General features: G+C 72.5%; 17 protein-coding genes. 10 read left to right on the top strand and 7 right to left on the bottom strand.

Going from position 1 to position 22,303, the window contains the following annotated elements:
- Together Q0195_RS10225 and Q0195_RS10230 are read right to left on the bottom strand one after the other, a co-directional pair.
- A partial coding sequence (locus Q0195_RS10225; protein ID WP_299277937.1) for a PQQ-dependent sugar dehydrogenase occupies positions 1–4,193 on the bottom strand: 4,193 nt, incomplete at its 3' end.
- A gap of 254 nt (positions 4,194–4,447) precedes the next feature.
- Positions 4,448–5,572: a polyprenyl synthetase family protein gene (locus Q0195_RS10230; protein ID WP_299277940.1), complete on the bottom strand. Its 1,125-nt coding sequence runs from the start codon at positions 5,570–5,572 to the stop codon at positions 4,448–4,450.
- A 210-nt stretch (positions 5,573–5,782) separates the two neighbouring features.
- Between Q0195_RS10230 and Q0195_RS10235 the strand changes: the two genes are divergently transcribed.
- The 7 genes from Q0195_RS10235 to Q0195_RS10265 are packed head-to-tail and all read left to right on the top strand — an operon-like array spanning position 5,783 to position 12,801.
- Complete coding sequence (locus tag Q0195_RS10235) at positions 5,783–6,952, top strand: inositol-3-phosphate synthase (RefSeq protein ID WP_299277943.1); 1,170 nt, start codon at positions 5,783–5,785, stop codon at positions 6,950–6,952.
- The gene (locus tag Q0195_RS10240; RefSeq protein ID WP_299277945.1) at positions 6,949–7,818 is read left to right on the top strand and encodes an SCO3242 family prenyltransferase; all 870 of its coding nucleotides are present in this window, start codon (positions 6,949–6,951) and stop codon (positions 7,816–7,818) included. Before Q0195_RS10235 ends, Q0195_RS10240 begins: the two co-directional genes overlap by 4 nt.
- Complete coding sequence (locus Q0195_RS10245) at positions 7,815–8,675, top strand: sugar phosphate isomerase/epimerase family protein (RefSeq protein WP_299277948.1); 861 nt, start codon at positions 7,815–7,817, stop codon at positions 8,673–8,675. Before Q0195_RS10240 ends, Q0195_RS10245 begins: the two co-directional genes overlap by 4 nt.
- Position 8,676: 1 nt before the next feature.
- Positions 8,677–9,354, top strand: a complete 678-nt coding sequence (locus tag Q0195_RS10250; RefSeq protein ID WP_299277951.1) for an EboA domain-containing protein — start codon at positions 8,677–8,679, stop codon at positions 9,352–9,354.
- 22 nt (positions 9,355–9,376) lie between these two features.
- A complete protein-coding gene (locus tag Q0195_RS10255; protein ID WP_299277955.1) occupies positions 9,377–10,249 on the top strand; it encodes a TatD family hydrolase in 873 nt (290 codons plus the stop codon).
- Positions 10,250–10,252: 3 nt separating this feature from the next.
- Positions 10,253–11,419: a metabolite traffic protein EboE gene (eboE, locus tag Q0195_RS10260; protein ID WP_299277958.1), complete on the top strand. Its 1,167-nt coding sequence runs from the start codon at positions 10,253–10,255 to the stop codon at positions 11,417–11,419.
- Positions 11,416–12,801, top strand: a complete 1,386-nt coding sequence (locus tag Q0195_RS10265) for a nucleotide pyrophosphatase/phosphodiesterase family protein (RefSeq protein ID WP_299277961.1) — start codon at positions 11,416–11,418, stop codon at positions 12,799–12,801. The genes eboE and Q0195_RS10265 overlap by 4 nt, the downstream gene beginning before the upstream one ends.
- Before the next feature lie 57 nt (positions 12,802–12,858).
- Here the strand turns inward: Q0195_RS10265 and manA are convergent, their stop codons facing one another.
- Entirely contained in the window at positions 12,859–14,058 is a 1,200-nt protein-coding gene (gene manA, locus Q0195_RS10270; protein WP_299277964.1) for a mannose-6-phosphate isomerase, class I, read from the bottom strand.
- 115 nt (positions 14,059–14,173) lie between these two features.
- Entirely contained in the window at positions 14,174–15,397 is a 1,224-nt protein-coding gene (locus tag Q0195_RS10275; protein WP_299277967.1) for a CAP domain-containing protein, read from the bottom strand.
- A gap of 130 nt (positions 15,398–15,527) precedes the next feature.
- Here Q0195_RS10275 and rfbA point away from each other — a divergent pair, with 130 nt between their 5' ends.
- On the top strand, positions 15,528–16,394 hold the full coding sequence (gene rfbA, locus Q0195_RS10280; protein WP_299277970.1) for a glucose-1-phosphate thymidylyltransferase RfbA: 867 nt from the start codon (positions 15,528–15,530) through the stop codon (positions 16,392–16,394).
- A gap of 81 nt (positions 16,395–16,475) precedes the next feature.
- On the opposite strand, the gene rfbD is transcribed toward rfbA, so the two are convergent.
- On the bottom strand, positions 16,476–17,348 hold the full coding sequence (rfbD, locus tag Q0195_RS10285) for a dTDP-4-dehydrorhamnose reductase (protein ID WP_299277973.1): 873 nt from the start codon (positions 17,346–17,348) through the stop codon (positions 16,476–16,478).
- 61 nt (positions 17,349–17,409) lie between these two features.
- On the opposite strand from rfbD, the gene rfbC reads away from it, so the two are divergent.
- Positions 17,410–18,039: a dTDP-4-dehydrorhamnose 3,5-epimerase gene (rfbC, locus tag Q0195_RS10290; RefSeq protein ID WP_299277976.1), complete on the top strand. Its 630-nt coding sequence runs from the start codon at positions 17,410–17,412 to the stop codon at positions 18,037–18,039.
- A 26-nt stretch (positions 18,040–18,065) separates the two neighbouring features.
- Here rfbC and Q0195_RS10295 read toward each other — a convergent pair whose 3' ends face one another.
- Together Q0195_RS10295 and Q0195_RS10300 are read right to left on the bottom strand one after the other, a co-directional pair.
- Positions 18,066–19,358 carry a hypothetical protein gene (locus Q0195_RS10295; RefSeq protein ID WP_299277979.1) on the bottom strand — a complete coding sequence of 431 codons (1,293 nt, stop codon included), beginning with the start codon at positions 19,356–19,358 and terminating at the stop codon, positions 18,066–18,068.
- Between the two features lie 79 nt (positions 19,359–19,437).
- Positions 19,438–21,342 carry an N-acetylmuramoyl-L-alanine amidase gene (locus Q0195_RS10300; RefSeq protein WP_299277981.1) on the bottom strand — a complete coding sequence of 635 codons (1,905 nt, stop codon included), beginning with the start codon at positions 21,340–21,342 and terminating at the stop codon, positions 19,438–19,440.
- Between the two features lie 120 nt (positions 21,343–21,462).
- Between Q0195_RS10300 and Q0195_RS10305 the strand changes: the two genes are divergently transcribed.
- On the top strand, positions 21,463–22,303 hold an 841-nt coding region (locus tag Q0195_RS10305), incomplete at its 3' end, for a nucleotide sugar dehydrogenase (protein ID WP_299277985.1).

Raw genomic sequence — 22,303 nt, forward strand, 5'->3', positions numbered from 1 at the left:
ACCCACGGGATGAGGGAGAACATCTGCACCGACACCTTGTCCGCCGGGACGTGGATCGGGTCCGCCGGCTGCGGCTCGCCGGCCTCCTGGCCGGTGAGGTACTCGAAGCCGGTGGCGACGAAGTCCTCGCCCTGCGGGGCCATGTCGTACTCCATCACGTAATACGCGATGTCGGCGTGCTCCTCGGCCGCCGCCAGGATCTCCTGCAGCGGGACCTCACCCTCACCCAGGTTGGTGAAGGTCGGCCGGTTCCCACCCAGGTTGGTGGCGTCCTTGATGTGGAGCAGCTCGATCCGGTCCCCGTACTGCTCGATGAGCGCCGGCACATCCACCCCCGCGTGCGCCGCCCAGGCGACGTCCAGCTCGAAGGTGACATACCGCGGGTCGGTCTCCTGGACCAGGATCTCCCACGCACTGAGCTCCTGGCCACCGTGGTTGTACACGGTGGTGAACTCCGAGTCGTGGTTGTGGCCGAAGAACTTCCCGACCCCGGCCTCCACGGAAGCCTTGCCGAGGCGGTTCATCGTCTGCGCGGTCTGCAGCACCCGGCCGTAGGTGTTGATCCCCGGGGCGGCGAAGCCGCCCGAGCCGACATACTCCTGGCCCAGGGTCTTGACGAACTCCAGGGTCTGGTCGAAGCCGTCCTCGTCCACGTTGTAGTGCGACGAGGGCACCGCGAGGCCGAGGTCGTCGACCATGGCGCGGAACTCCTCGGCGGTGTAGCCGGAGAAGTTGCTGCCGAAGGGCTCGATGTTCTCCAGCCCGATCTCCGCCAGGCGTGCCAGCACCGGCTCCAGCCCGTCCGCGTTCACCCACGGGATGAGGGAGAACATCTGGACCGAGACCTTGTCCACGGGGACGTGGATCGGGTCGACCGGCGGCTCGGGCTCCTCGTCCTCGACCACCCGGAAGTAGTCGAAGCTCACCGTGGTCGGCGCGTCCTGCTGGGCACCGAGCGCGTACACGCCGGGGCCGACGCCGTCCAGGCGGTCGTTGGTCACCGCGCTGGGCAGGTCCTGCCAGCTCTCGCCGTCCGTGGAGAAGGCGCCGGTGAAGGTGTCACCGTCGCGGGTGAGCCGGACGTAGTAGGTGTCGTCCGCCGACAGCGGCAGGCCGATGATGTCGTCCTGCGGCTGCTGGACCACGCCGTCGATCTCGCTGCGCAGCTCCACCCGGATCGGGTTGTTGCCGCCCGCGTAGAGCGGGTCGATCTTGACGTAGTTGTCCTCGTCGGCGCGCACCATGATCCCGCCCTGCTGGTAGGTGCTGGCGAGCTCGGCGGTGAACTTCGTCTCCACGGTCCACTGGTCCCCGGTGAGGACCTTGGACTGCAGGATGTTCGGCACGGGGCTGTTGTTCGTGCCGTAGAAGTCCGCGTCGGTCGTGGTCACGTGGTACGCACCGTCGCTCACCTCGGCGAGCGTCGGGTCGTAGTCGATGATCTCCCAGCGGCAGGGGTCGACGGCGGTGCCGTCGAACTCGTCGTTGGGCGAGACCTCGGCGTCCGGGTCCTCGCAGACGGGGACCTCGGGCTCGGTGGTGCCGGAGGCGAGGAAGGTCAGCGCGTCGAGGTCGACGCCACCGGTGGTGGTCACGACGACCGCGCCGGAGCCCTCGGGGATCTCCGTGAGGGTGGTGGTGACCTCCTCCCAGCCGTCGGCGCCGGTGAACTCGAGCTCGGCGAAGGCCGCGTCCGCACCCGCCCAGGTGAGGGAGATGGTTCCCTCACCGGAGCCGCGGGCGGTCACGGTGTCGATGGTCTCGCCGGTCGGCGCGTGCGTGAAGGCCATCGGCCGGAAGGTGAGCGAGTCACCCTCGTCGAAGTCCGTCACGTACTTGCCGGCGCTCGCCTCGGTGTCCTCGACGACGGTCACGCCCTCGGCGGCGTCGTACCACTCGGCCTGCTGCACCTCGGGCTTGAGGATGAGGGTCGTCTCGCCGGTGGTGGCGGGGACGTCGCCCTGCGGCTCGTCGGTGTAGTTGACGACGAGGGTGCCGAAGATCTTCTCGCCCTCACCGTGCTCCCGAGCGCTCTCGCGCGTCTGGATCGTGAACTCGCAGCCGGTGCCGGAGACCTCCGGGTGGGCGTGCTCGTTGTGGCCCAGGCCGAAGATCCAGTTGACGCGCGAGCAGACCGGCTGGTCGCCGTCCTCGGCATCGTGGATCGAGACGCTGACGGAGAAGGAGTCACCCCAGTCGAAGATGGCCCCGTCGTCGATGTTCAGCGTGATCTCGGGCGCGGTGTTGCCGACGGTGATCTTCCGCGTGGCCAGGCCGAAGAGGCCCTGCGGGTCGGTGGCGCGCAGGACCACGGTGAACTGGCCGCGCTCCGTGTAGGTGTGGGTGACGGTCACGCCCTCGGCGTCGGTCGTGCCGTCGCCGTCGAAGTCCCACTCGTAGGTGAGCTCCTCACCCTCCGGGTCGAAGGACGCGGAGGCGTCGAAGGTGACCTCGAGGGGTGCCTCGCTGCCGGAGGTCGGGTCGGCGGTGAAGGCCGCGCGCGGCGTCTTGTTCTGCTCGTTGTAGTCGATCCGGTAGATGCCGGCCTCGGGGTTCTGGCGGAAGAAGCCCTTGCCGTACTCCATGACGTAGAGGCTGCCGTCCGGACCGAACTCCATGTCCATGATCCCCGACCACTCCGGAGCCGCCTGCTCGTAGAGCGCGGCGTTCGGGAGGAAGTTGTGGATCTTGGTGACCTTGCCATCGCTGCTGAGCTCGTCGAGCTCGAAGACGGCGACGTAGTCCTGGGAGAACTCACCCATGAAGGGCTTGCCGTCCCAGAACTCGGGGAACTTCGTCGGCGACTCGTTGTCCGCGTCGTAGCGGTAGATCGGGCCGCCCATGGGGGCCTGGCCCCAGCCGTCGGTGAAGGTCACCAGCTCGTCCCACGGCTGGTCACCCGGACGGTCGCCGTACCAGATCTGCGGCTCGGTGACCGGCGGGAGCTTCTGCAGGCCGGTGTTCCAGGTGGAGTTGTTCTCCGGGCCTCCGTCGCAGTCGAACCAGTCGCCCGGCGTTCCGGTCGCGAAGTCCCACTCGTTGTAGGCGCCGCCGTCGTTCGGGCCGTGGCAGTAGGGCCACCCGCCGTTCATCGGCTCGGTGGTCAGCTGCCACTCGACGTAGCCCATGGGGCCACGCTCGTCGTTGCGGGAGCCGGCGTCCGGGCCGTAGTCACCCCAGAACAGCGCACCGGACTCGATGTCGTAGTCGATGCGGAAGGGGTTGCGCAGGCCCATGACGTAGATCTCTTCACGGACCTTGTTGCGGACGTCGTCGTACTCCGGGGAGTCGAAGAGGTTGCCCTCGGGGATGGTGTAGGTCCGGCCCTCGCCCGGCTCGGCGCCGTCCTCGATCTCGTCGAGGGGCTTGATCCGCAGGATCGCGCCGCGCAGGTCGTTGGTGTTGCCGGCGCCGCGGCGGGCGTCGAAGCCGGGGTTCATGCCCGGGGCGTTGTTGATCGGGGTGTAGCCGTTGGCACCCGGGGTGCCGGCCGGCGTGTTGTCACCCGTGGAGAGGAAGAGGTTGCCCTCCTCGTCCCACGCCATGTCCGCGCCGACGTGGCAGCACTGACCGCGCTGCGCGTCGACCTTGATGATCTCCTGCTCGCTGTCCAGGTCGAGGCGCTGGTTCTCCTCGTCCCACTTGAAGCGGGCGAGCAGGTTGTAGCCGAGCCACTGGTCCCAGTAGCTCTCGTCCTCGCCCTCGGGCAGCTGCTCGGGAGCCTGCCCCGGGGGCGTGGTCTTGGGGTACTCCACGCCGGTGGGCGAGACACCCTCCATCTCGCGCGGAGCGTAGACGAGGTACACCCACTGGTTCTCCTCGAAGTTCGGGTCGAGGGAGATGCCCTGGAGCCCGTCCTCGGAGTTGGCGTAGACGTCGAGCTCGGCGACGACGGTCGTCTGCCCGGTGGCCGGGTCGGTCAGCCGGACGACGCCGTCACGGGCGGTGTGGAGCACCCGCGAGTCGGGGAGCACGGCGAGGTCGATCGGCTCGCCGGTGTCCTTGGTGAGCAGGATCTTCTCGTAGTTGTCCCAGTTCAGCGCCGGGTCCTCCGCCTGCGCGGGGGTCACCTCCGGTGCTGCTCCGGGGTCGGCGTGTGCGCCGCTCATGCCGAGCGGCAGCACCAGCGCGCCGGCCAGCAGCGCGCTCGCGCCTCGGGTCGCCCAGCGGCGACCCGTTGATCGTTGGACCACGATTCCTCCTTGAGTCGCGCACATCGGGGCGCAGCCGTGCCGGCACTGCGGGCCCGGCCCCGAGGCGTCGGCCGGCGGGAGGTCCGCCACACTGCCGTCACCCCGAGCGATCGGCGGCCTTGTCGCCACCACGCCTCGACGTGCTTCAGATCACGACAGCGCCGACCATAGGTGAGGGCTTCAGGCATCGTCAAGCCAAAAGTCGCGAAGTCTCACCCTTTGTTTGGTACCTCGTGAACCAGGCTTTGCGGCCGTCACTCGCCCTCTGCGGCCGCCGCGACGTAACGTTCCGCGTCGCCGAGGGTGCGGTCGACCATCGTCACGACCACCGAGATCACCTCGGCGGCCGGCGCGAGCGCCGCCGAGGCGGCCAGCAGCCTGCGGGCACCCTCCAGCTCGGCGCGCGCCTGCCCCGCCACCGCCTCCGGAGCCGTCGACCGTGCCAGCTCTCGGCGCAGCACCGCGAAGGTCTCCTCGTCGAGGTCCGGGCGGCCGAGGTGCGGCTCGAGCACCGCCCACACCGGCAGCGTCCGGGCGTGCAGGACGAGCGTCGTCGCCTTGCCCTCACGCAGGTCCGACAGCGCGCTCTTGCCGGTGACCGACTCCGGGACGAACACCCCGAGCAGGTCGTCGACCAGCTGGAAGGCCTTGCCCAGCGCCAGACCCACGGCCTCGACCTCCGCCTGGACCGGTGGCGGGGACCCGGCGAGCACGGCCCCGGCGAGGAGCGGGGCCTGGAAGGAGTAGCGCGCGGTCTTCTCGGCAGCGATGCGCAGCGCATCCTCGAGCGAGAGGTCCTGCAGCCGCAGCGCCCCGGCGACGTCACCGAGCTCCCCCGCGACGCTGACGAACACCGTCTGCCAGAAGACCTCCTGCAGCCTGGCGTGGGCGGTGGCGGGCACCGTGACGGTGGCAACGAGCCGGTGCGCCAGGGAGATGGCCAGGTCGCCCGCGAGGACCGCGGCGGCCTCGGCCAGCCGCTGCTCCCCCGCCCAGCCCGCCCCGGCGGCACGCGCCACCTCGGCCATGCGGGCGGCCAGGTTGGGCTCGCCCCGGCGCATCGTGTCGTGGTCGATGAGGTCGTCGTGCACGAGGAAGCCGGCGTGCAGCAGCTCGAACGCCGCGCCCACCTGGGCGGCGGCCCCTCGCTCCCGCCCGCCGAGAGCGTCGTGGAGCTCGACGACGAGGCGGCCGCGGAACCGTTTGCCGCCGCGCACGGCGCGCCCCAGCTCCTCCCACAGGCGGATGTACAGCGGCCCGTGGGTCGTGGCCTGCGGCAGCACCTCGCCCAGGGCATCGGACAGCACCGCGCTGACGAGGTCGACGGCGGTCGGCGGGGTGTCCACGGCGGCGACCGGTCGCTCGGGCCTAGACTCCACAGCGTCTCCTTCTGCCCACGGCCCGCCGACGACCGACGACGCCGTCGATCGGCCGGTCACGGCAAGAACCGGCAACCGCCAGGGGGCTAGGCCGTGATGTGTTAGCGTCTTTTGTCAAGGTATGCCGCACTAAGGCACACTGTTCACCTTAACAGGCGGAACTTCGGGTGCCATGGACGGTCCCCGACACGCTTACAACGAGGTGATGTGATGTCCCAGGGTAGTGCTGGCGACGACAGGCGGACCGGTATCTGGTTCGTCGGCGCGCGAGGATCGGTCGCGACGACGGCCACGGTCGGTGCCGCGGCGGTGGCCGCAGGGCTCGCGCCGCGTACCGGCCTGGTCAGCGAGCTGGACGAGGTGGCCGTCGCCGGCCTTCCTCCCGTCGAGGGCATCGTCACCGGCGGGCACGACGTCGTCGACACGCCCCTGGCAGATCGTGCCGAGCTGCTCGCCCAGGGTGGGGTCTTCCCCACCTCGCTCGTCGGTGCGCTCGCCGAGCAGCTGGCCGAGGCGGACGCGCGCATCCGCCTGGCCCCGCGGCGCGACACCCAGCGCGCCACGGCCGAGGCGATCGAGCAGGACATCCGCGCCTTCCGCGAGGAGCACGGGCTCGACCGCGTCGTCGTCGTCGACGTGGCGAGCACGGAGCCCCCGGTCGAGCAGCAGCCGGAGCTGGAGACCCTGGCCGCCCTCGAGGCCGCCCTGGACTCCGGCGACGCGCCGCTGCCGCAGAGCTCGCTGTACGCCTACGCCGCCTTCCGCGCCGAGGCTCCACTCGTCTCCTTCACCCCCAGCCCGGGCGCGACGCTCGGGGCGCTGACCGAGCTGGCCAAGCAGCAGGAGCTGCCGTGGGCCGGCCGCGACGGCAAGACGGGCGAGACGCTGGTGAAGTCGGCCCTCGCCCCGATGTTCGGCACCCGCGCCCTGCGGGTGCTGTCGTGGGCGTCGTACAACATGCTCGGGGGCGGTGACGGGAAGACCCTCGCCGACCCGCGCGCGGCGGTCAGCAAGACGACGACGAAGGGGGCCGGGCTCGACGCGATGCTCGGTTACCACGTCGAGGGGCCCATGCACATCGACTTCGTCGAGGACCTCGGGGACTGGAAGACGGCCTGGGACCACATCTCCTTCGAGGGCTTCCTCGGGACCCGGATGACGATGCAGTTCACCTGGCAGGGCTGCGACTCGGCACTCGCCGCGCCACTCGTCCTCGACCTCGTCCGGCTCACCGCCCGCGCCCACGAGCGTGGGGAGAGTGGGGTGCTCGGGGCGCTGGCGTTCTTCTTCAAGGACCCGCTGGGCGCGATGGACCACACGCTGGCCGGGCAGTGGCGCGCGCTGGCCCGGTGGTGCGAGCAGCTGGGTGCCTCGGCATGACCTCCGCCCGCGACATCGCCGAGCTCGTCCGGCTCCCGGCGGCCCTGTCCGTCCCGGGCGACGCCCTGGCCGGCGCAGCCGCGGCCGGCACGCTCGGCTGGCGCACCGCGGTCCTCGCCGGCTCCTCCACCTGCCTGTACTGGGCCGGGATGGCGCTGAACGACTACGCGGACCGTGACCTGGACGCCGCCGAGCGTCCCGAGCGCCCCATCCCCTCCGGGCGGGTGAGCCCGCAGACGGCACTGCGCGTGGCCGGAGGTCTCACCGCGGCGGGGCTGACGCTCTCCGCCCTCGCCGGGCGACGCGCCCTTGCCGTCGCGGTCCCGCTCGCGGGGACGGTGTGGCTCTACGACATGGCCGCCAAGCCCACCCCGCTGGGTCCGGTCGTCATGGCCGCCGCCCGCACTCTCGACGTGCTGCTCGGCGGCTCGGCCGCTCCGCGGCGGGCGCTGCCCGCGGCGCTCGCGCTCGGCGCCCACACGTGCTCGGTGACCGCGCTGAGCCGCGGTGAGGTGCACGGCTCGTCGCCCGGGGTGGCCGGGGCGGCACTCGCCACGACGGCGGGGGTCGCGGCCACCGTCGCCGGGAGCGCCCTGCGACCGGGACGACCGCGCAGCCGGGTGGCACGCCTGGCGTCGGTCGCGCTGGCGGGCAGCTACGCCTACTCGGTCGGGCGGGCGCAGGCCGAGGCCGTACGCACCCCGGACGCGCCCACCGTGCGGCGTGCCACCGGCACCGGGATCCGGGGCATGGTGCCGCTGCAGGCCGCCCTCGTCGCCCGCGGCGGCAAGGCCGCACTCGCCGCGGTCCTCATGGCCGCCGTCCCTGCCATCCGTGCCGCCGCGAAGAGGATCTCACCGACATGACGCTGCGCTTCTCCTACGGGACGAACGGGTTCACCGACCACCGGCTGCCCGACGTCCTCGCCATCCTCGCCGAGCTCGGGTACGAGGGGGTCGCCCTCACCCTCGACCACCAGCACCTCGACCCGTTCGCACCCGGGCTCGCCGCCCGGGTGAGCCAGACCGCCGGGCTCCTCGAGCGTCACGGCCTCGCGGTCGCGGTCGAGACCGGTGCCCGCTACGTGCTCGACCCCTGGCGCAAGCACGAGCCCACGTTCGTCTCCGCCGAACGGCGCGAGGAACGCGCGGACCTCGTCCGCCGGGCGGTGGACATCGCCGTCGACCTCGGCGGCGACGTCGTCCACCTGTGGTCGGGAGTCCTGCCTGCCGGCACCAGCCCGGAGGTCGGCTGGGAACGGCTCGTGTCGGGGCTGGCTCCCGTCGTCGAGCACGCCGAGGCCGCCGGTGTCCGGCTCGCCTTCGAGCCGGAGCCCGGGATGTTCGTCGACCGGCTCGCCGGTGTGGAGGAGCTGCGCTCCCGGCTCGGCAGCCCGGCGGCCCTGCAGGCCACGCTCGACGTCGGCCACGCCCTGGTCACCGAGTCGGCCGACCCGCACGAGCTCATCCGGACGCACGCCGGCATCGTCGCCCACATCCAGATCGAGGACATGAAGCGCGGGGTGCACGAGCACCTGGAGTTCGGCGAGGGGGACGTCGACGTACCCGCCACCCTGGCCGCCCTCGTGGACATCGGGTACACGGGGCTCGTCTCCGTCGAGCTGAGCCGGCACAGCCATGCCGCCCCAGCGGTGGCCGAGCGGTCGCTCGCCGTGCTGCGGGCCGCGCTCGACACCGTCACGTCGCACCGAGTGAGGAGCTGAGATGAACCGGTCCCAACAGCTGCGCGGTACCCTCACCGACCACCTCTCCGCGGACGCTGCCCAGCGCCTGTCGGAGCTGGCGGACCAGGTGGCGGGTGACCCGGCCGCGATCGGGCGGATCTTCCCCGCCGCCGCCCGCGAGGTCGGCCGGGGTCCGCTCGACCCCGACGACCCCACCGGGATGTTCGGGCCCACCCTGGACGACGCCGTCCGGGCGGTGCTCATCGCCGTGCTGGCGGAGCACACCGACGGCGAGACGACGCTGCGCGAGGTCACCGCGCTGTACCGCTACGGGGACGGGGACGAGAAGCGTGCCGTCCTGCGCGCACTGGACGTCCTCGGCCCCGAGGCGCAGCCGATCGTCGAGGACGCCCTGCGGACCAACGACATCCGGCTGGTCGCGGCCGCCATGGGGACCTGGGCGGGCGTCCACCTCGACCCCGCCACGTGGCGCCAGGGCGTGCTCAAGTGCCTGTTCGTCGGGGTCCCGCTGCGCGCCGTGGACCGGCTCGCGGAACGCACCGACGACGAGCTGGGCCGGATGGTCGCCGCCTACGTCCACGAGCGCCTCGCCGCGGGCCGCAGCGTGCCCGACGACGCCCGTCTCGTCCTCGACCGCGCCCCGCACGTGCTGGACCAGTTCCCCGACGTCGCCGCCGCGCTGAGCCCGTCCGCCTGACCACCCCTCGACAGGAGTTTCCATGCGCATCTTCGACCCGCACATCCACATGACCTCGCGCACCACGGACGACTACGAGGCCATGTACGCGGCCGGCGTCCGGGCGCTCGTCGAGCCGGCCTTCTGGCTCGGCCAGCCGCGCACGAGCGTGGAGTCGTTCGTCGACTACTTCGACAGTCTCATCGGCTGGGAGCGGTTCCGCGCCTCGCAGTTCGGCATCGCCCACCACGCGACCATCGCGCTCAACCCGAAGGAGGCGAACGACCCCCGCTGCGTGGGGGTGCTCGACATCCTGCCGCGCTACCTCGCCAAGGACGGCGTGGTCGCCGTCGGCGAGGTCGGCTTCGACTCCATGACCGACGCCGAGACCGACGTCTTCCGGCGCCAGCTGGAGCTGGCCGGGGAGCACGGCCTGCCCGCCATGGTGCACACCCCGCACCGGGACAAGGCCGCCGGCACCCGTCGCACGCTCGACCTCGTCCGCGAGGTGGGCATCGACCCCGGCATGGTGGTCGTCGACCACCTCAACGAGACCACCGTGGAGATGGTCGACGACGCCGGCTGCTGGCTCGCGTTCTCGATCTACCCGGACACGAAGATGGACGAGCACCGCATGGTCGCGATCCTCCAGGAGCGCGGGCTGGAGCGGGTGCTCGTCAACTCGGCGGCGGACTGGGGGCGCAGCGACCCGCTGAAGACCGTGAAGACGGGCCGGGCGATGCTCGAGGCCGGGTTCTCCGAGGACGACGTGGACAAGGTGCTGTGGCGCAATCCCGTGGAGTTCTTCGGCCAGAGCGGCCGCCTGCTCCTCGGGTACGACACCACCGCCGCCCCGGCCGCGACGTTCGAGGGCAACTCGATCCTGCGGGGCGAGCGCGCCGACGCCGAGGTCTGACCGGTGCGGCTGCGTCACCCCGACGGCACCACGGTCCACCTCGCCTACTGCAGCAACGTCCACCCCGCCGAGGACCTTGCCGGGATCCACGAGCAGCTGCGCCGGTTCGTCGGCCCGGTGCGTGCCGAGCTCGGCGTGGACCGGCTGGGCCTGGGCCTGTGGCTGCCCGCGCAGGCCGCCGGACGGCTGGCGGCGGACCCGGCTGCAGTGGCGGCGCTGAGAGCGCTGCTCGAGGAGCAGGGCCTGGAGGTCGTCACCCTCAACGCCTTCCCGTACGGCGGGTTCCACGACCCGGTGGTCAAGCACCGCGTCTATCGCCCGGACTGGACGGAGCGCGAGCGCCTCGACTACACCCTGGACGCGGCCCAGGTGCTCGCCGGCCTCCTCCCGGAGGACGCCGCGCGCGGGAGCATCAGCACGCTGCCGCTGGCCTGGCACACGCCGTGGTCCCCCGAGCGGGCGGCGGCCGCCCGGGCGCACCTCGCCGAGCTCGCCACCGGGCTGGCCCGGCTGCGCGACCGCACCGGGCGCACCGTGCGGGTCGGCTTCGAGCCCGAGCCGGGCTGCGTCGTCGAGACGACGACCGACGCCGTGCGGGAGCTGTCCGACATCGACACCGAGCTCCTCGGGGTGTGCGTCGACACCTGTCACCTCGCGACCGCCTTCGAGGAGCCGGCCCCCGCCGTGGCCCGGCTCCGTGACGCCGGGCTGCCGGTCGTCAAGTCCCAGGTGTCGGCCGCCCTCCACGTGGCGGACCCGGCGTCGGCACCGGCGCGGGCGCTGCTCGCCGACTTCGTCGAGGACCGATTCCTCCACCAGGTGCGTGAGCCGTCGCAGGACGGGGTGCTCGGCCGGGACGACCTGCCCGACGCGCTGGACCGGGACCCGCTGCCCGGCCGGGAGCCGTGGCGCATCCACTTCCACCTGCCGCTGCACTCCGCCCCCCGCGACCCGCTCGGCAGCACCGCGGCGGAGCTCACCGAATCGCTGCGGGAGCTCGTCGGCGGCGAGCACCCGCTCACCGACCACCTCGAGGTGGAGACCTACACGTGGACCGTGCTGCCGGCCGACCAGCGCCCGGCCGACGACGCCGGTCTGGTGACCGGTATCGCGGCCGAGCTGCGGTACGCCCGGGAGCAGCTGGTCTCGCTCGGACTGGAGGACGCATGAACGACAAGGTCCTGGTGCTCAACATCGTCGCCCTGACCCCTCGGCTGCTGGAGCACATGCCGCGGCTGCGGCGCGTCGCCGAGCGGGGCTACCGGGCCACGCTGGACACGGTGCTGCCCGCGGTGACCTGCACCGCCCAGTCGACGTACCTCACCGGCCTGCTGCCGAGCGAGCACGGCATCGTCGGCAACGGCTGGCTCTTCCGCGACCTGGGTGACGTCCTGCTGTGGCGCCAGCACAGCGGCCTCGTCGAGGGCGAGCGGGTGTGGGAGACGATCCGGCGGCACCGGCCCGGCTACCGCGTGGCCAACGTGTGCTGGTGGTACGCCATGGGCGCCGACGTCGACACGACGATCACGCCGCGGCCGGAGTACCACGCGGACGGTCGCAAGGAGCCCGACTGCTGGACCTGGCCGCCCTCGCTGCACGACGAGCTGGTCGCCGAGCTGGGGCCCTTCCCGCTCTTCACGTTCTGGGGGCCGGGGGCCAACATCGAGTCCTCCAAGTGGATCATCGGCGCCACCCGGCGGGTGCTGCCCGACCACGACATGACCTTCTCCTACATCCCGCACCTGGACTACGACCTGCAGCGGTACGGCTCCTCCGGTCCGGAGGCGGTGCGGGCGGCCCGGGAGGTCGACGAGGCACTGGCCCCGCTGCTGGACGACGCCGAGGCGATGGGCGCCACCGTCGTGGTGCTCAGCGAGTACGGCATCACCGACGTCGACCAGCCGGTGGACGTCAACCGGGCGCTGCGCCGCGCCGGCCTGCTCCACGTCCACCGCAACTCGACCGGGGAGATCCTCGACACCTGGACGTCCCGGGCCTTCGCCGTGGCCGACCACCAGGTGGCGCACGTGTACGTGCGCAAGCCGGAGGACGTCCCGGCGGTGCGCGACCTACTCGCGGCGCTGCCCGGGGTCGAGCAGGTGCTCGACGAGGAGGGCAAGCGGACGCACGGGCTGGACCACCCCCGCTCCGGGGAGCTCGTCCTCATCGCGGAGCCGCGCGCCTGGTTCACGTACTACTACTGGCTCGACGACAAGGACGCCCCGGACTTCGCCCGGCTGGTGGAGATCCACAAGAAGCCCGGGTACGACCCGGTCGAGCTGTTCATGGACCCCGCGGACCGGTGGGTCAAGCTGCGCGCGGCCACGGCGCTGCTGCGCAAGAAGATCGGGATGCGCTACCTCATGGACGTCGTCCCGCTCGACCCCTCGCCGCTGGGCGGCAGCCACGGCCGCCTGCCCGACCACCCGGACCAGGGCCCGGTCCTCCTGTGCTCCGACCCCGCCACGCGCACCGAGCACGTCCGGGCCACCGAGGTGCGTGACCTGCTGCTCCGTCTCGCCGACGTCCCCGTCCCCGCCGAGAGCCGGTAGGCGCCGGTCCGCCGCGGTCCGGGCCGGCCCGACGTGGCGCCGGTGTCGCCTGGGGCGTCAGGGGACGTCGGCCTGGACCAGGGTGCCCGCGCCGGCGACGGTCAGGGGACCGTCGTCGGCGCGGACGAACGCGGCCTGTCCACGCGCCAGGGTGAGCGAGGACGCCGCCGCCCGCACCTCGACCTCACCGTCGAGGCACAGCAGCACCCGGGGGCCACGCCCGGGCAGCGGGCGGGCGCCGTCGGCGCTGTCGCCGTCGGCGAGCCGGGTCACGGACAGCTCGAAGTCGTCGACCGGTGCGTAGAAGACGCGGGTGGCGCCGTGGAAGACCTCCGGGGCGACCCGGATGGGCGGGGCGGCGACGTAGTCGACGCAGTCGAGCACCTCGGCCACGTCGACGTGCTTGCGGGTGAGGCCGGCGCGCAGCACGTTGTCCGACGAGGCCATGACCTCGACCGCGAGCCCGGACAGGTAGGCGTGCACGCCGCCGGCGGGGACGAAGAGCGAGTCCCCGGGGTGCAGGGTCACCGGGTTGAGGAGGAGCGAGGCGACGACGCCGGGGTCGTCCGGGTAGTGCTCCGCCAGGCGGACGACGATGGCGTCCGCGCGGGGCGACGGCGAGCCCTGCTCGGCGCGGGTGCGGCACGCGTCGACCACCTGCGCCACCTCCTCCGGGGAGGGACGGGACGCCTCGTGGAGCAGTGTCGTGAAGGCGCTGCGCATGCCGCCCGGGGTCGGGTCCGCCGCGAGCTCGCGGTGGAGCCTCCGGGCGAGCGGGGCGTCGAGGTCGGCGAGCAGCTCGGCGGCGCGCCGTGGGGCGCGGAAGCCGCACACCGCCTCGAAGGTCGTCAGCGCGAAGACGAGCTCGGGCTTGTGGTTCGGGTCGCGGTAGTTGCGCCACGGTGCGTCCAGCGGCACGCCGGCCGCGTTCTCCGCCGCGAACCGCTCCTGCGCGCGCTCCAGGTCGGGGTGGACCTGGAGGGACAGCGGGCTGTCCGGGGCGATGAGCTTGAGCAGGTAGGGCAGGTCGGGACCGAAGCGGGCGACGACGTCGCGTCCCAGCGTGCCCTCCGGGTCGGCGGCGATGAGGGCGGCGAGGTCGGTGGTGCCGTCCTCGGTGGGCGCGGGACCGGTGGGGTGGGCACCGAACCACAGCTCGGCCAACGGTGTGCCGTCCGGCTCCGTGCCGACGAGCTCGTGGATCGCCGACGGCGAGCCCCACGCGTACGCACGCGGCACTCCGAGCACTCGGCGCATGACCACCTCTCCACGTCGGCAGGCGGGTGCCGTGCCGGTCCCGTCCTACGGTAACCCGGCGTGCGGGGGCAGGCGGAAGGCGCCGCGCCCCGTGTGCGCGGCGCCCACGCGCCCGTCAGGAGCAGCTGCTCGCGAAGCGCTGGGTGTTGTAGATGTTGCCGTTCGCCGCCTCGACGGTGCCGATCGCGATGTAGCGGTTGGCCGGGTCGAGGATGTTCTCCCGGTGGCTCGCGGAGCTCATGTACTCGGTGAGCACGGCCTCGGGGTCGTCGGCGAAATGGTAGGTGCCCCAGAAGATGTTCTCTGCCGTCGCGGCGCAGCCTGCGGCGTCGCCGTCGGCCGCGATGACCTCCGGTGCGGCGTGCTCGAAGGTGCCGGTCTGCGCCATCCACGCCGAGTGGTCCAGGGCACCGGCCCGCAGCGCCGGCCACACGGCGATCGCCGGGACCCCGGCGTCGGCACGCTCCGCGTTGATGAGGTCGACCATCGCGGCGTCGAAGTCGCTGAAGTCGTCGGTCGGCGGCTGCTGGCCGCGCCGGTCGGTGCGCAGGCCGAGGGAGTCGCTGCCGTCGCCGTCCCAGTCCCCGACGAGCACGGCGTCGCCCGGACGGCCGAAGGTGACGACCCGGTGGGCGGGGCCGCCGGACAGCGCGTTGCGGATGTGGACGTCGTTGCCACGTCGGATCCCGAGCGTCGTGCGGCCGTCGCCGTCCCAGTCGCCGACGACGGTCTCGTCGTCCGCACGGCCGAAGGTCACGACGAGGTCGGCGTCGCCGCCGCGCATCGAGTTCTTCAGGTGGTAGGTCGCCCCGCGCCGCACGCCGAAGGTGTCGCGCCCGTCGCCGTCCCAGTCGCCGATGACGACGACGTCGTCGGGCCTGCCGAAGGTGACGACCCGGTCGGCCTCCCCGCCGGACAGCCCGTTGGTGAAGTGGTACGTGGCCCCGCGCCGCACGACCGGGGTGTCGATGCCGTCACCGTCCCAGTCCCCGACGTACACGTCGTCGTCGGCGCGGCCGTAGGTGACCACGCGGTCCGCCTGGCCCCCGGAGAGCCGGTTCGTCAGGTGGTAGGTCGCGCCCCGGCGCACCGCGAGGGTGTCCACCCCGTCCCCGTTCCAGTCCCCCACGAGCACCCGGTCGTCACTGCGCCCGTAGGTCAGCACGCGGTCGGTCGTCCCGTCCCAGCCGTCGGTGAGGTGGTAGTGCGCGCCGCGTCCACCGACCTCGCCGCCCATGGCGTCGGCCTCCGCGCCCGGAGCCCCGGTTGCCGGTGCCGCGAGCGCCAGCAGGGCCGCGGCCAGCGCTGCCGCCGCGCCGACGGTGCGTCGTGATGTCATGACTCCCCCGAACCCGCCACCTCGTGGCTCCGCTCGTCGACCTGTGACGGCCTTCACTCTAGGATCCGCACCGTCGGGAAGCATCTTCGTCCGTGCCCGCGGCGGGCCGGCCATGGGCAAGACTGGTGCCATGCGCGGAATCATTCTTGCCGGAGGCTCCGGGACCAGGCTGCACCCGATCACGCTCGGCGTGAGCAAGCAGCTGGTGCCCGTCTACGACAAGCCGATGGTCTACTACCCACTGACCACGCTCATGCTGGCGGGGATCCGGGACGTGCTCGTCATCACCACCCCGCACGACCGGGAGGCCTTCCAGCGGCTGCTCGGGGACGGCGCGCAGTTCGGGATCTCGATCTCCTACACCGTGCAGGAGGTGCCCAACGGGTTGGCCCAGGCCTTCGTGCTCGGGGAGTCGTTCATCGGCGGGGACAGCGCGGCGCTCGTCCTGGGCGACAACATCTTCTACGGGCCCGGCCTGGGCCAGACGCTCTCCCGCTTCCACGACGTGGAGGGCGGCGCGATCTTCGCCTACCACGTGGCCGACCCCACCGCCTACGGCGTCGTGGAGTTCGACGAGAACTTCCGGGCGGTGTCGTTGGAGGAGAAGCCCGCCCGGCCGAAGAGCTCCTACGCCGTGCCGGGGATGTACTTCTACGACAACGACGTCATCGAGATCGCCAAGGCGCTGGAGCCCTCCGCCCGCGGCGAGTACGAGATCACCGACGTCAACCGGGTCTACCTGGAGCGCGGGGCGCTGCACGTGGAGGTGCTGCCGCGCGGCACCGCGTGGCTCGACACCGGGACCTTCGACTCGCTGGCCGACGCGACGAACTTCGTCCGTACCGTCGAGGCACGGCAGGGGCTGAAGATGGGCTGCCCGGAGGAGGTGGCCTGGCGCCAGGGCTTCCTCACCGACGCCGAGCTCGCCGAGCGCGCCGCGGCGCTGGAGAAGTCCGGGTACGGCGCCTACCTGCGCACGCTCCTCGAGCGGGGGTGACAGGCAGCGCCCCTGGGCGTCGGTCGCCTGCGACGCTGCGGTATCTCGGGTCTGCGTCCGCCCGGCCCTCGGTGCGCCGGCTCAGGCGGGCGTCGGTCCCAGCACCTGCGGTGCGGCGACGGTCCACCGCTCGGCCCAGTGGCCGATCGGCTCCACCCCGACGGCGGCGAGCGCCTCGTGGCCGAGCACCGAGTAGGCCGGGCGCGGGGCGGGGCGCGGGAACGCGTCGGTGGTGGTCTCCCGCACCATCTCGGGGTCGCGTCCGAGCGTCCGGACGATCTCCCGGGTGAAGCCGTGCCAGGAGGTCTCCCCGGAGGAGGTGCCGTGGTACGTCCCGGCCGGGGCCCCGGCGTCGACGAGCCGCAGGACGAGGTCGGCGAGGTCGGCCGTCCACGTGGGCTGGCCGACCTGGTCGGCGACGACGCTGAGCTCGTCGCGCTCGGCGGCGAGGCGGGCCATCGTCTTGGGGAAGCAGGCGCCGTGCGCGCCGTACAGCCAGGCCGTCCGCACGACGAGGTGGTCGGGGCACTCGGCGCGCACCGCCCACTCGCCCGCGGCCTTGGTCCGGCCGTAGGCGGAGCGCGGCGCCAGCGGCGCCGACTCGGCGTAGGGCCGGGTGGCGCTGCCGTCGAAGACGTAGTCCGTGGACACGTGGACCATCCGCGCCCCGGCCAGCCGGGCCGCGCGGGCGAGCAGCTGGGGCGCGACGGCGTTGAGCACGAACGCCTCGGCCTCACGGGTCTCGGCGTCGTCGACGGCCGTCCAGGCGGCGCAGTTGACGACGACGTCGACCTCGCGCACCTGCTGCATCACCTGTGTCTCGTCGGTGACGTCCAGGTCGTGCCGTCCCAGCGCGGTCACCCGCGCGCCGCGCCCGCGCAGCAGCCCCACGAGGTCGGTCCCGAGCATGCCGCCGGCGCCGGCCACGAGCCAGCGAGTCTCCTCAACGCTCACGGGCGGCAGCCTACGTGCCCTAGCCTGATCCGGGACGTGGACCGGATGAAGGAGTGTGCTCGTGGAGTTCCGAGAACTGGCCGTGCCGGGGGCCTGGGAGATCACCCCGAAGCAGTTCGCCGACCCGCGCGGCGTGTTCCTCGAGGCGTTCAGCGAGCCGCGGTTCGTCGAGGCGGTCGGGCACCCGCTGGACCTGCGCCAGGCGAACTCCTCGGTGTCGGCCGCCGGGGTGGTGCGTGGCATCCACTTCGCCGACGTCCCGCCCTCCCAGGCGAAGTACGTCATGTGCCCGCGGGGGGCGGTGCTCGACGTCGTCGTCGACATCCGGGTCGGCTCCCCGACCTTCGGCCGGTGGGACAGCGTCCTGCTCGACGACGTGGACCGGCGCGCCGTCTACGTCTCCGAGGGGCTGGGCCATGCGTTCTGCTCCCTGGAGGACGACTCCACCGTGATCTACCTGTGCTCGGCGACGTACGCGCCGGGGCGCGAGCACGGCGTGAACCCCCTGGACCCCGCGATCGGTATCGACTGGCCGACCACCGACCGGCAGGGCCGCCCCATCGAGCCGATCCTCTCCGACAAGGACCGGGAGGCACCGAGCCTCGCCGAGGCCCGCGAGTCCGGCCTGCTACCTGGCTGGGAGGACGTCCAGGCCTTCCTCACCGAGCTGCGGGCGCGGGCCCGAGGCTGAGCCCGGGCCCGCGCGGCGGCGCTAGGCTAGATGCGGCGCCAGGTCCCACAGTTCGACGTGGAGAACCCGGCGTCCGAGGAGGAGATGGTCACGGTCGGGTTGCTCCGACCGTAGGAGTTGGCCTTGATGTCCCGGAGCTCACCGGTGAAGTTGGACAGACGCTCCCAGTAGCACCGTGAGCCACCGGACGCACGGTACGTTCCCGGCCGGATGTGGCCGCCGACGACGTACGTCCCGTCACCGAAGCTCGATGCGGGAGTCTTCGGGAAGGTCGCCTCCACGCTGGTCCACGTCCCGCACCGCTCGGTGGAGAAGCCGGCGTCGCCGCGCTTGATGCGCACGATCGGACGCACGTCGCCGTACCCGTTGGCGAGGATGTCGTCGAGGGTCCCGCGGAACCCTGACAGCCGCTCCCAGTAGCAGCGGTCGCCCCCGGGGGCTCGGTAGACCCCCGGCTGGATGTCCGTGTTGACCCGGTGGGTGCCGTCCTTGATACGGCGGACCTTGACCGGTGCGGGCTGGGCCGGTCGCGGCGTCGCGACCCGGCGCAGACCGATCGTGTCCCTGCCGTCCCGGTTCCAGTCACCGACGAAGACGGTGTCGTTCGCCTTGCCGTAGTGCGCCACACGGTCGGCGGCGCCGCCCCGGATGGCGTTGGCGATGTGGTAGGCGTTGCCGCGGCGCACGGCGAAGGTGTCGCGACCGTCGCCGTCCCAGTCTCCGACGAGCACGTCGTCGCTCGCCCGGCCGTAGTTGACGACAGTGTCCGCGGGCCCGCCGCGCAGCGAGTTCTTCACGTGGTACTGGCTGCCGCGGCGCACCGCGAAGGTGTCACGCCGGTCTCGGTCCCAGTCACCGACGAGGACGGTGTCGTCGGCCCGCCCGTACCGGAAGACGCGGTCGGCAGCGCCGCCGGAGACCGAGTTCTTCACGTGGTACTCGTTGCCGCGGCGCACCGCGAAGGTGTCCTTGCCGTCGCCGTTCCAGTCGCCGACGAGGACGACATCGCCGGGCCGGCCGTACTTGAAGACCCGCTCGGCGGCACCGCCGGTGAGGGAGTTGGTGACGTAGAAGGTCTTCCCCCGCCGGATGGCGAGGGTGTCGCGACCGTCACCGTCCCAGTCGCCGATGAAGAGCTCGTCGTCGGCGCGCCCGTAGATGAACCGGTGCGCGGTGGAGGAGAAGTCGTTGGTGAGGAAGTACTCGTTGCCGGTACCTCCGACGGCCTCACCCTTGGCCGTCGCCGGTGCGCTTGCACCGACCGCCAGTCCCAGAGAGAGCATGACCGCCGCCGTGGCGGTCAGCACGCGTCTTGTCATCACGCGAACTCCTGTGTGTCAGTAGGGGCCCCCGTGCACGAGCGACCGTAGCCCCGCCCACCGACATCGGGTCGCGCGGTCAGCGGCTGCGGCGCACCCCGAAGGTGTCGCTCCCGTCGCCGTTCCAGTCCCCGACGAGGACGACGTCGTCCGCCCGGCCGTAGGGCAGGACGACATCGGCGTCCCCGCCGCGCAGCGCGTTCTTCACGTGGTACCGGTTGCCACGCCGCACCGCGAAGGTGTCCCGTCGGTTGCCGTCCCAGTCCCCGACGAGGACGACGTCGTCCGCCCGGCCGTACCGCAGGACGACGTCCGCATCCCCGCCGCGCAGCGCATTGCGGATGTGGTACTCGCTGCCGCGGCGCACGGTGAGCGTGTCGCGCCCGTCACCGTCCCAGTCGCCCACGAGCACGTCGTCGCCCGCGCGCCCGTAGCGCACGACCCGGTCGGCCGCCCCTCCGGAGACGGAGTTCTTGATGTGGTACTCCTGGCCCCTCCGCACGGCGAGGGTGTCGGTGCCGTCACCGTTCCAGTCCCCGACGAGGACGACGTCGTCCGGCCGCCCGTACCGGATGGTGCGGAACTTCTGCCCGGGGTGGGCGTCGTAGAGGAGGTAGGTGTTGCCGCGGCGCATGGCCAGGGTGTCCGTGCCGTCGCCGTCCCAGTCCCCGACGAGCACCTGGTCGGTGGACAGCCCGAGGGTGAAGCTGAGGTCGGCGGCCCCTCCGGAGAGGCTGTTGCGCAGGTGGTAGTCGTCGCCGTCGACCAGCGCCGCCACGCGCTCGTGCAGCTGGGGGATGCGGGCGTAGATGTTGTTGCCCGGACAGGTCGTGTTGCCGACGTCCCGGTGGGCGAAGACGCGCGGGAGGTTCTGCCCCTTGGGTCGGTGCGCCGTGCCGGGGGAGATGAAGCCGCTGGGCGTGCTCATGTCGATGCCGGCGGCGTCGAACTTCCACGCGATGACCCGCGCCATCGTCTGCAGGATCGAGTCCGGTGCGTAGAGGGTGGTGTAGTCGCCGAGCACCGAGATGCCAAGGGTGCCGCGGTTGAACCCGCGGGCGTGGCCCGCCTCGGGCATCTGCCCGGCGGGCGCGGCGACGGAGCCCGCCCGTCCCTCGAAGACCTGGCCGTACTTGTCGACGAGGAAGTTGTACCCGATGTCCCCCCACTCCCGGGTGATGGCGTGGTAGTGGTAGATGCCGCGCACGATGCTCGCCGACTGTGCTGCGGTGTAGCTGTTCGTGCCGGCCGTGTGGTGCACCACCGCCGCCCGCAGCGGGTCGTTGCGGATCGTCCACGTCATCGTCGACTCGTCCGCGCCCCAGCCCGCCCGCGAGACGACGCGCGGTGCCGAGGCCGACACCCCGGACTCCGCCTCCACCTGCCCAGCGGCGGGCGCGTCCCGCGGCGTGGGTGGGGCGGCCGCCGTGACGGACCGCGTGCCGCTCTGTGCGGCGATCTCGGCGACGGCCTCGGGGGAGGTGGCCACGGTGTGCTCCTCGCCCGGGTCCGGTGGGATGAGGTGGAGCTCCAGCCCCCGGGGCAGCTCGCCGTCACCGCCGGCGAGACGGACCTGGACCCCGGTGGCACCGCCGACGACGTACGGCTCGGTGCCGCCCACGCTGCCCTCCACGACGGTGTCCGGCTCGAGGTCGGTCCACGCCGTCCACCCGTCGTCGGTGCGGACCCGCAGGGCGATGTCCTCGTCGGGGGTGTCACCGCCCTCCCAGGTGACGGCGGCGACGTAGAACTCCGGCACGTCGAGCCCGGGCGTGAGCACGGCCGCGTCCTCGCTCGCTGCGGCGAGCTCGGTCCGGGCTCCGGCGTCGTCGGTGAGTGCGAGGACGACGGCGTCGCTCGCCTCCTGCGTGGACGGCGCGGCCGGCTCCTCCTGCGCGGCCGCCGCAGGCGCCGTTGCTGCCCCGGCAGCGGCCAGGCCGACCGCTGTGAGGTACCCCGCGATGCGCCCCCCGTGAATGCTCATGCGCGGCAACCTACCGGCGGGTCTGGGAGGGCGAAACCGGTCGGATCGTGCGGCGGGCTCTCATCGAGCTCCAAAACTCGTCTCATCTGCGTCCAACGTCGGCCTGGTTAGTGTGTCCTCATGCGAATTTCGGTGATTGGTTGTGGCTACCTGGGTGCGGTGCACGCTGCCTCGATGGCCGAGCTGGGTCATGACGTGGTGGGCATCGACGTGGACGCCGCGAAGGTGGCGCGGCTGGGCCAGGGCAAGGCCCCGTTCCACGAGCCCGGGTTCGAGGAGCTGCTGGAGCGCAACGTCCGGGCAGGGCGGCTGCGCTTCTCCACCGACTTCGCCGACGTGGCCGGGGCCCGGGTGCACTTCATCGGGGTGGGCACCCCCCAGCAGGAGGGCTCCTACGCCGCGGACATGTCCCAGGTCGACGGCGCGGTGGCCTCCCTGCTGCCCCACCTGGCCCCCACCCCCCAGGGCCCGCCGGTGGTGGTGGGCAAGTCCACCGTGCCAGTGGGCACCGCCGCCCAGATCGCCGCCCAGGTCGAGGCCCGCGGGGCGATCCTGGTGTGGAACCCGGAGTTCCTGCGCGAGGGCTTCGCGGTGCAGGACACCATCTCCCCCGACCGCATGGTCTACGGCCTGCCCCGCGACGAGCAGGCCGCCCAGATCGGCCGCACGGTGCTGGACGAGGTCTACGACGACCTCATCAACCGCCAGCAGATCCCCCGACTGCTCACCGACTACGCCACCGCCGAGCTGGTCAAGGTCGCCGCCAACTCCTTCCTGGCCACCAAGATCTCCTTCATCAACGCCATGGCCGAGCTGTGCGAGGCCACCGGCGCCGACGTCGTCCAGCTCGCCGAGGCCATCGGCCACGACGACCGCATCGGCAAGAAGTTCCTCCGTGCCGGGGTCGGCTTCGGCGGCGGCTGCCTGCCCAAGGACATCCGCGCCTTCATGGCCCGCGCCG

The sequence above is a fragment of the uncultured Georgenia sp. genome (assembly GCF_937958535.1).
Lineage (GTDB): Bacteria > Actinomycetota > Actinomycetes > Actinomycetales > Actinomycetaceae > Oceanitalea.

What these genes read in the sequence shown, in the direction of transcription:
- Q0195_RS10235 (WP_299277943.1), top strand. Translation starts at nt 5,783, where the DNA reads ATGTCCCAGGGTAGTGCTGGCGACGACAGGCGGACCGGTATCTGGTTC.
- Q0195_RS10240 (WP_299277945.1), top strand. Translation starts at nt 6,949, where the DNA reads ATGACCTCCGCCCGCGACATCGCCGAGCTCGTCCGGCTCCCGGCGGCC.
- Q0195_RS10245 (WP_299277948.1), top strand. Translation starts at nt 7,815, where the DNA reads ATGACGCTGCGCTTCTCCTACGGGACGAACGGGTTCACCGACCACCGG.
- Q0195_RS10250 (WP_299277951.1), top strand. Translation starts at nt 8,677, where the DNA reads ATGAACCGGTCCCAACAGCTGCGCGGTACCCTCACCGACCACCTCTCC.
- Q0195_RS10255 (WP_299277955.1), top strand. Translation starts at nt 9,377, where the DNA reads ATGCGCATCTTCGACCCGCACATCCACATGACCTCGCGCACCACGGAC.
- Q0195_RS10265 (WP_299277961.1), top strand. Translation starts at nt 11,416, where the DNA reads ATGAACGACAAGGTCCTGGTGCTCAACATCGTCGCCCTGACCCCTCGG.
- manA (WP_299277964.1), bottom strand. Translation starts at nt 14,058, where the DNA reads ATGCGCCGAGTGCTCGGAGTGCCGCGTGCGTACGCGTGGGGCTCGCCG.
- Q0195_RS10275 (WP_299277967.1), bottom strand. Translation starts at nt 15,397, where the DNA reads ATGACATCACGACGCACCGTCGGCGCGGCGGCAGCGCTGGCCGCGGCC.
- rfbA (WP_299277970.1), top strand. Translation starts at nt 15,528, where the DNA reads ATGCGCGGAATCATTCTTGCCGGAGGCTCCGGGACCAGGCTGCACCCG.
- Q0195_RS10295 (WP_299277979.1), bottom strand. Translation starts at nt 19,358, where the DNA reads ATGACAAGACGCGTGCTGACCGCCACGGCGGCGGTCATGCTCTCTCTG.
- Q0195_RS10300 (WP_299277981.1), bottom strand. Translation starts at nt 21,342, where the DNA reads ATGAGCATTCACGGGGGGCGCATCGCGGGGTACCTCACAGCGGTCGGC.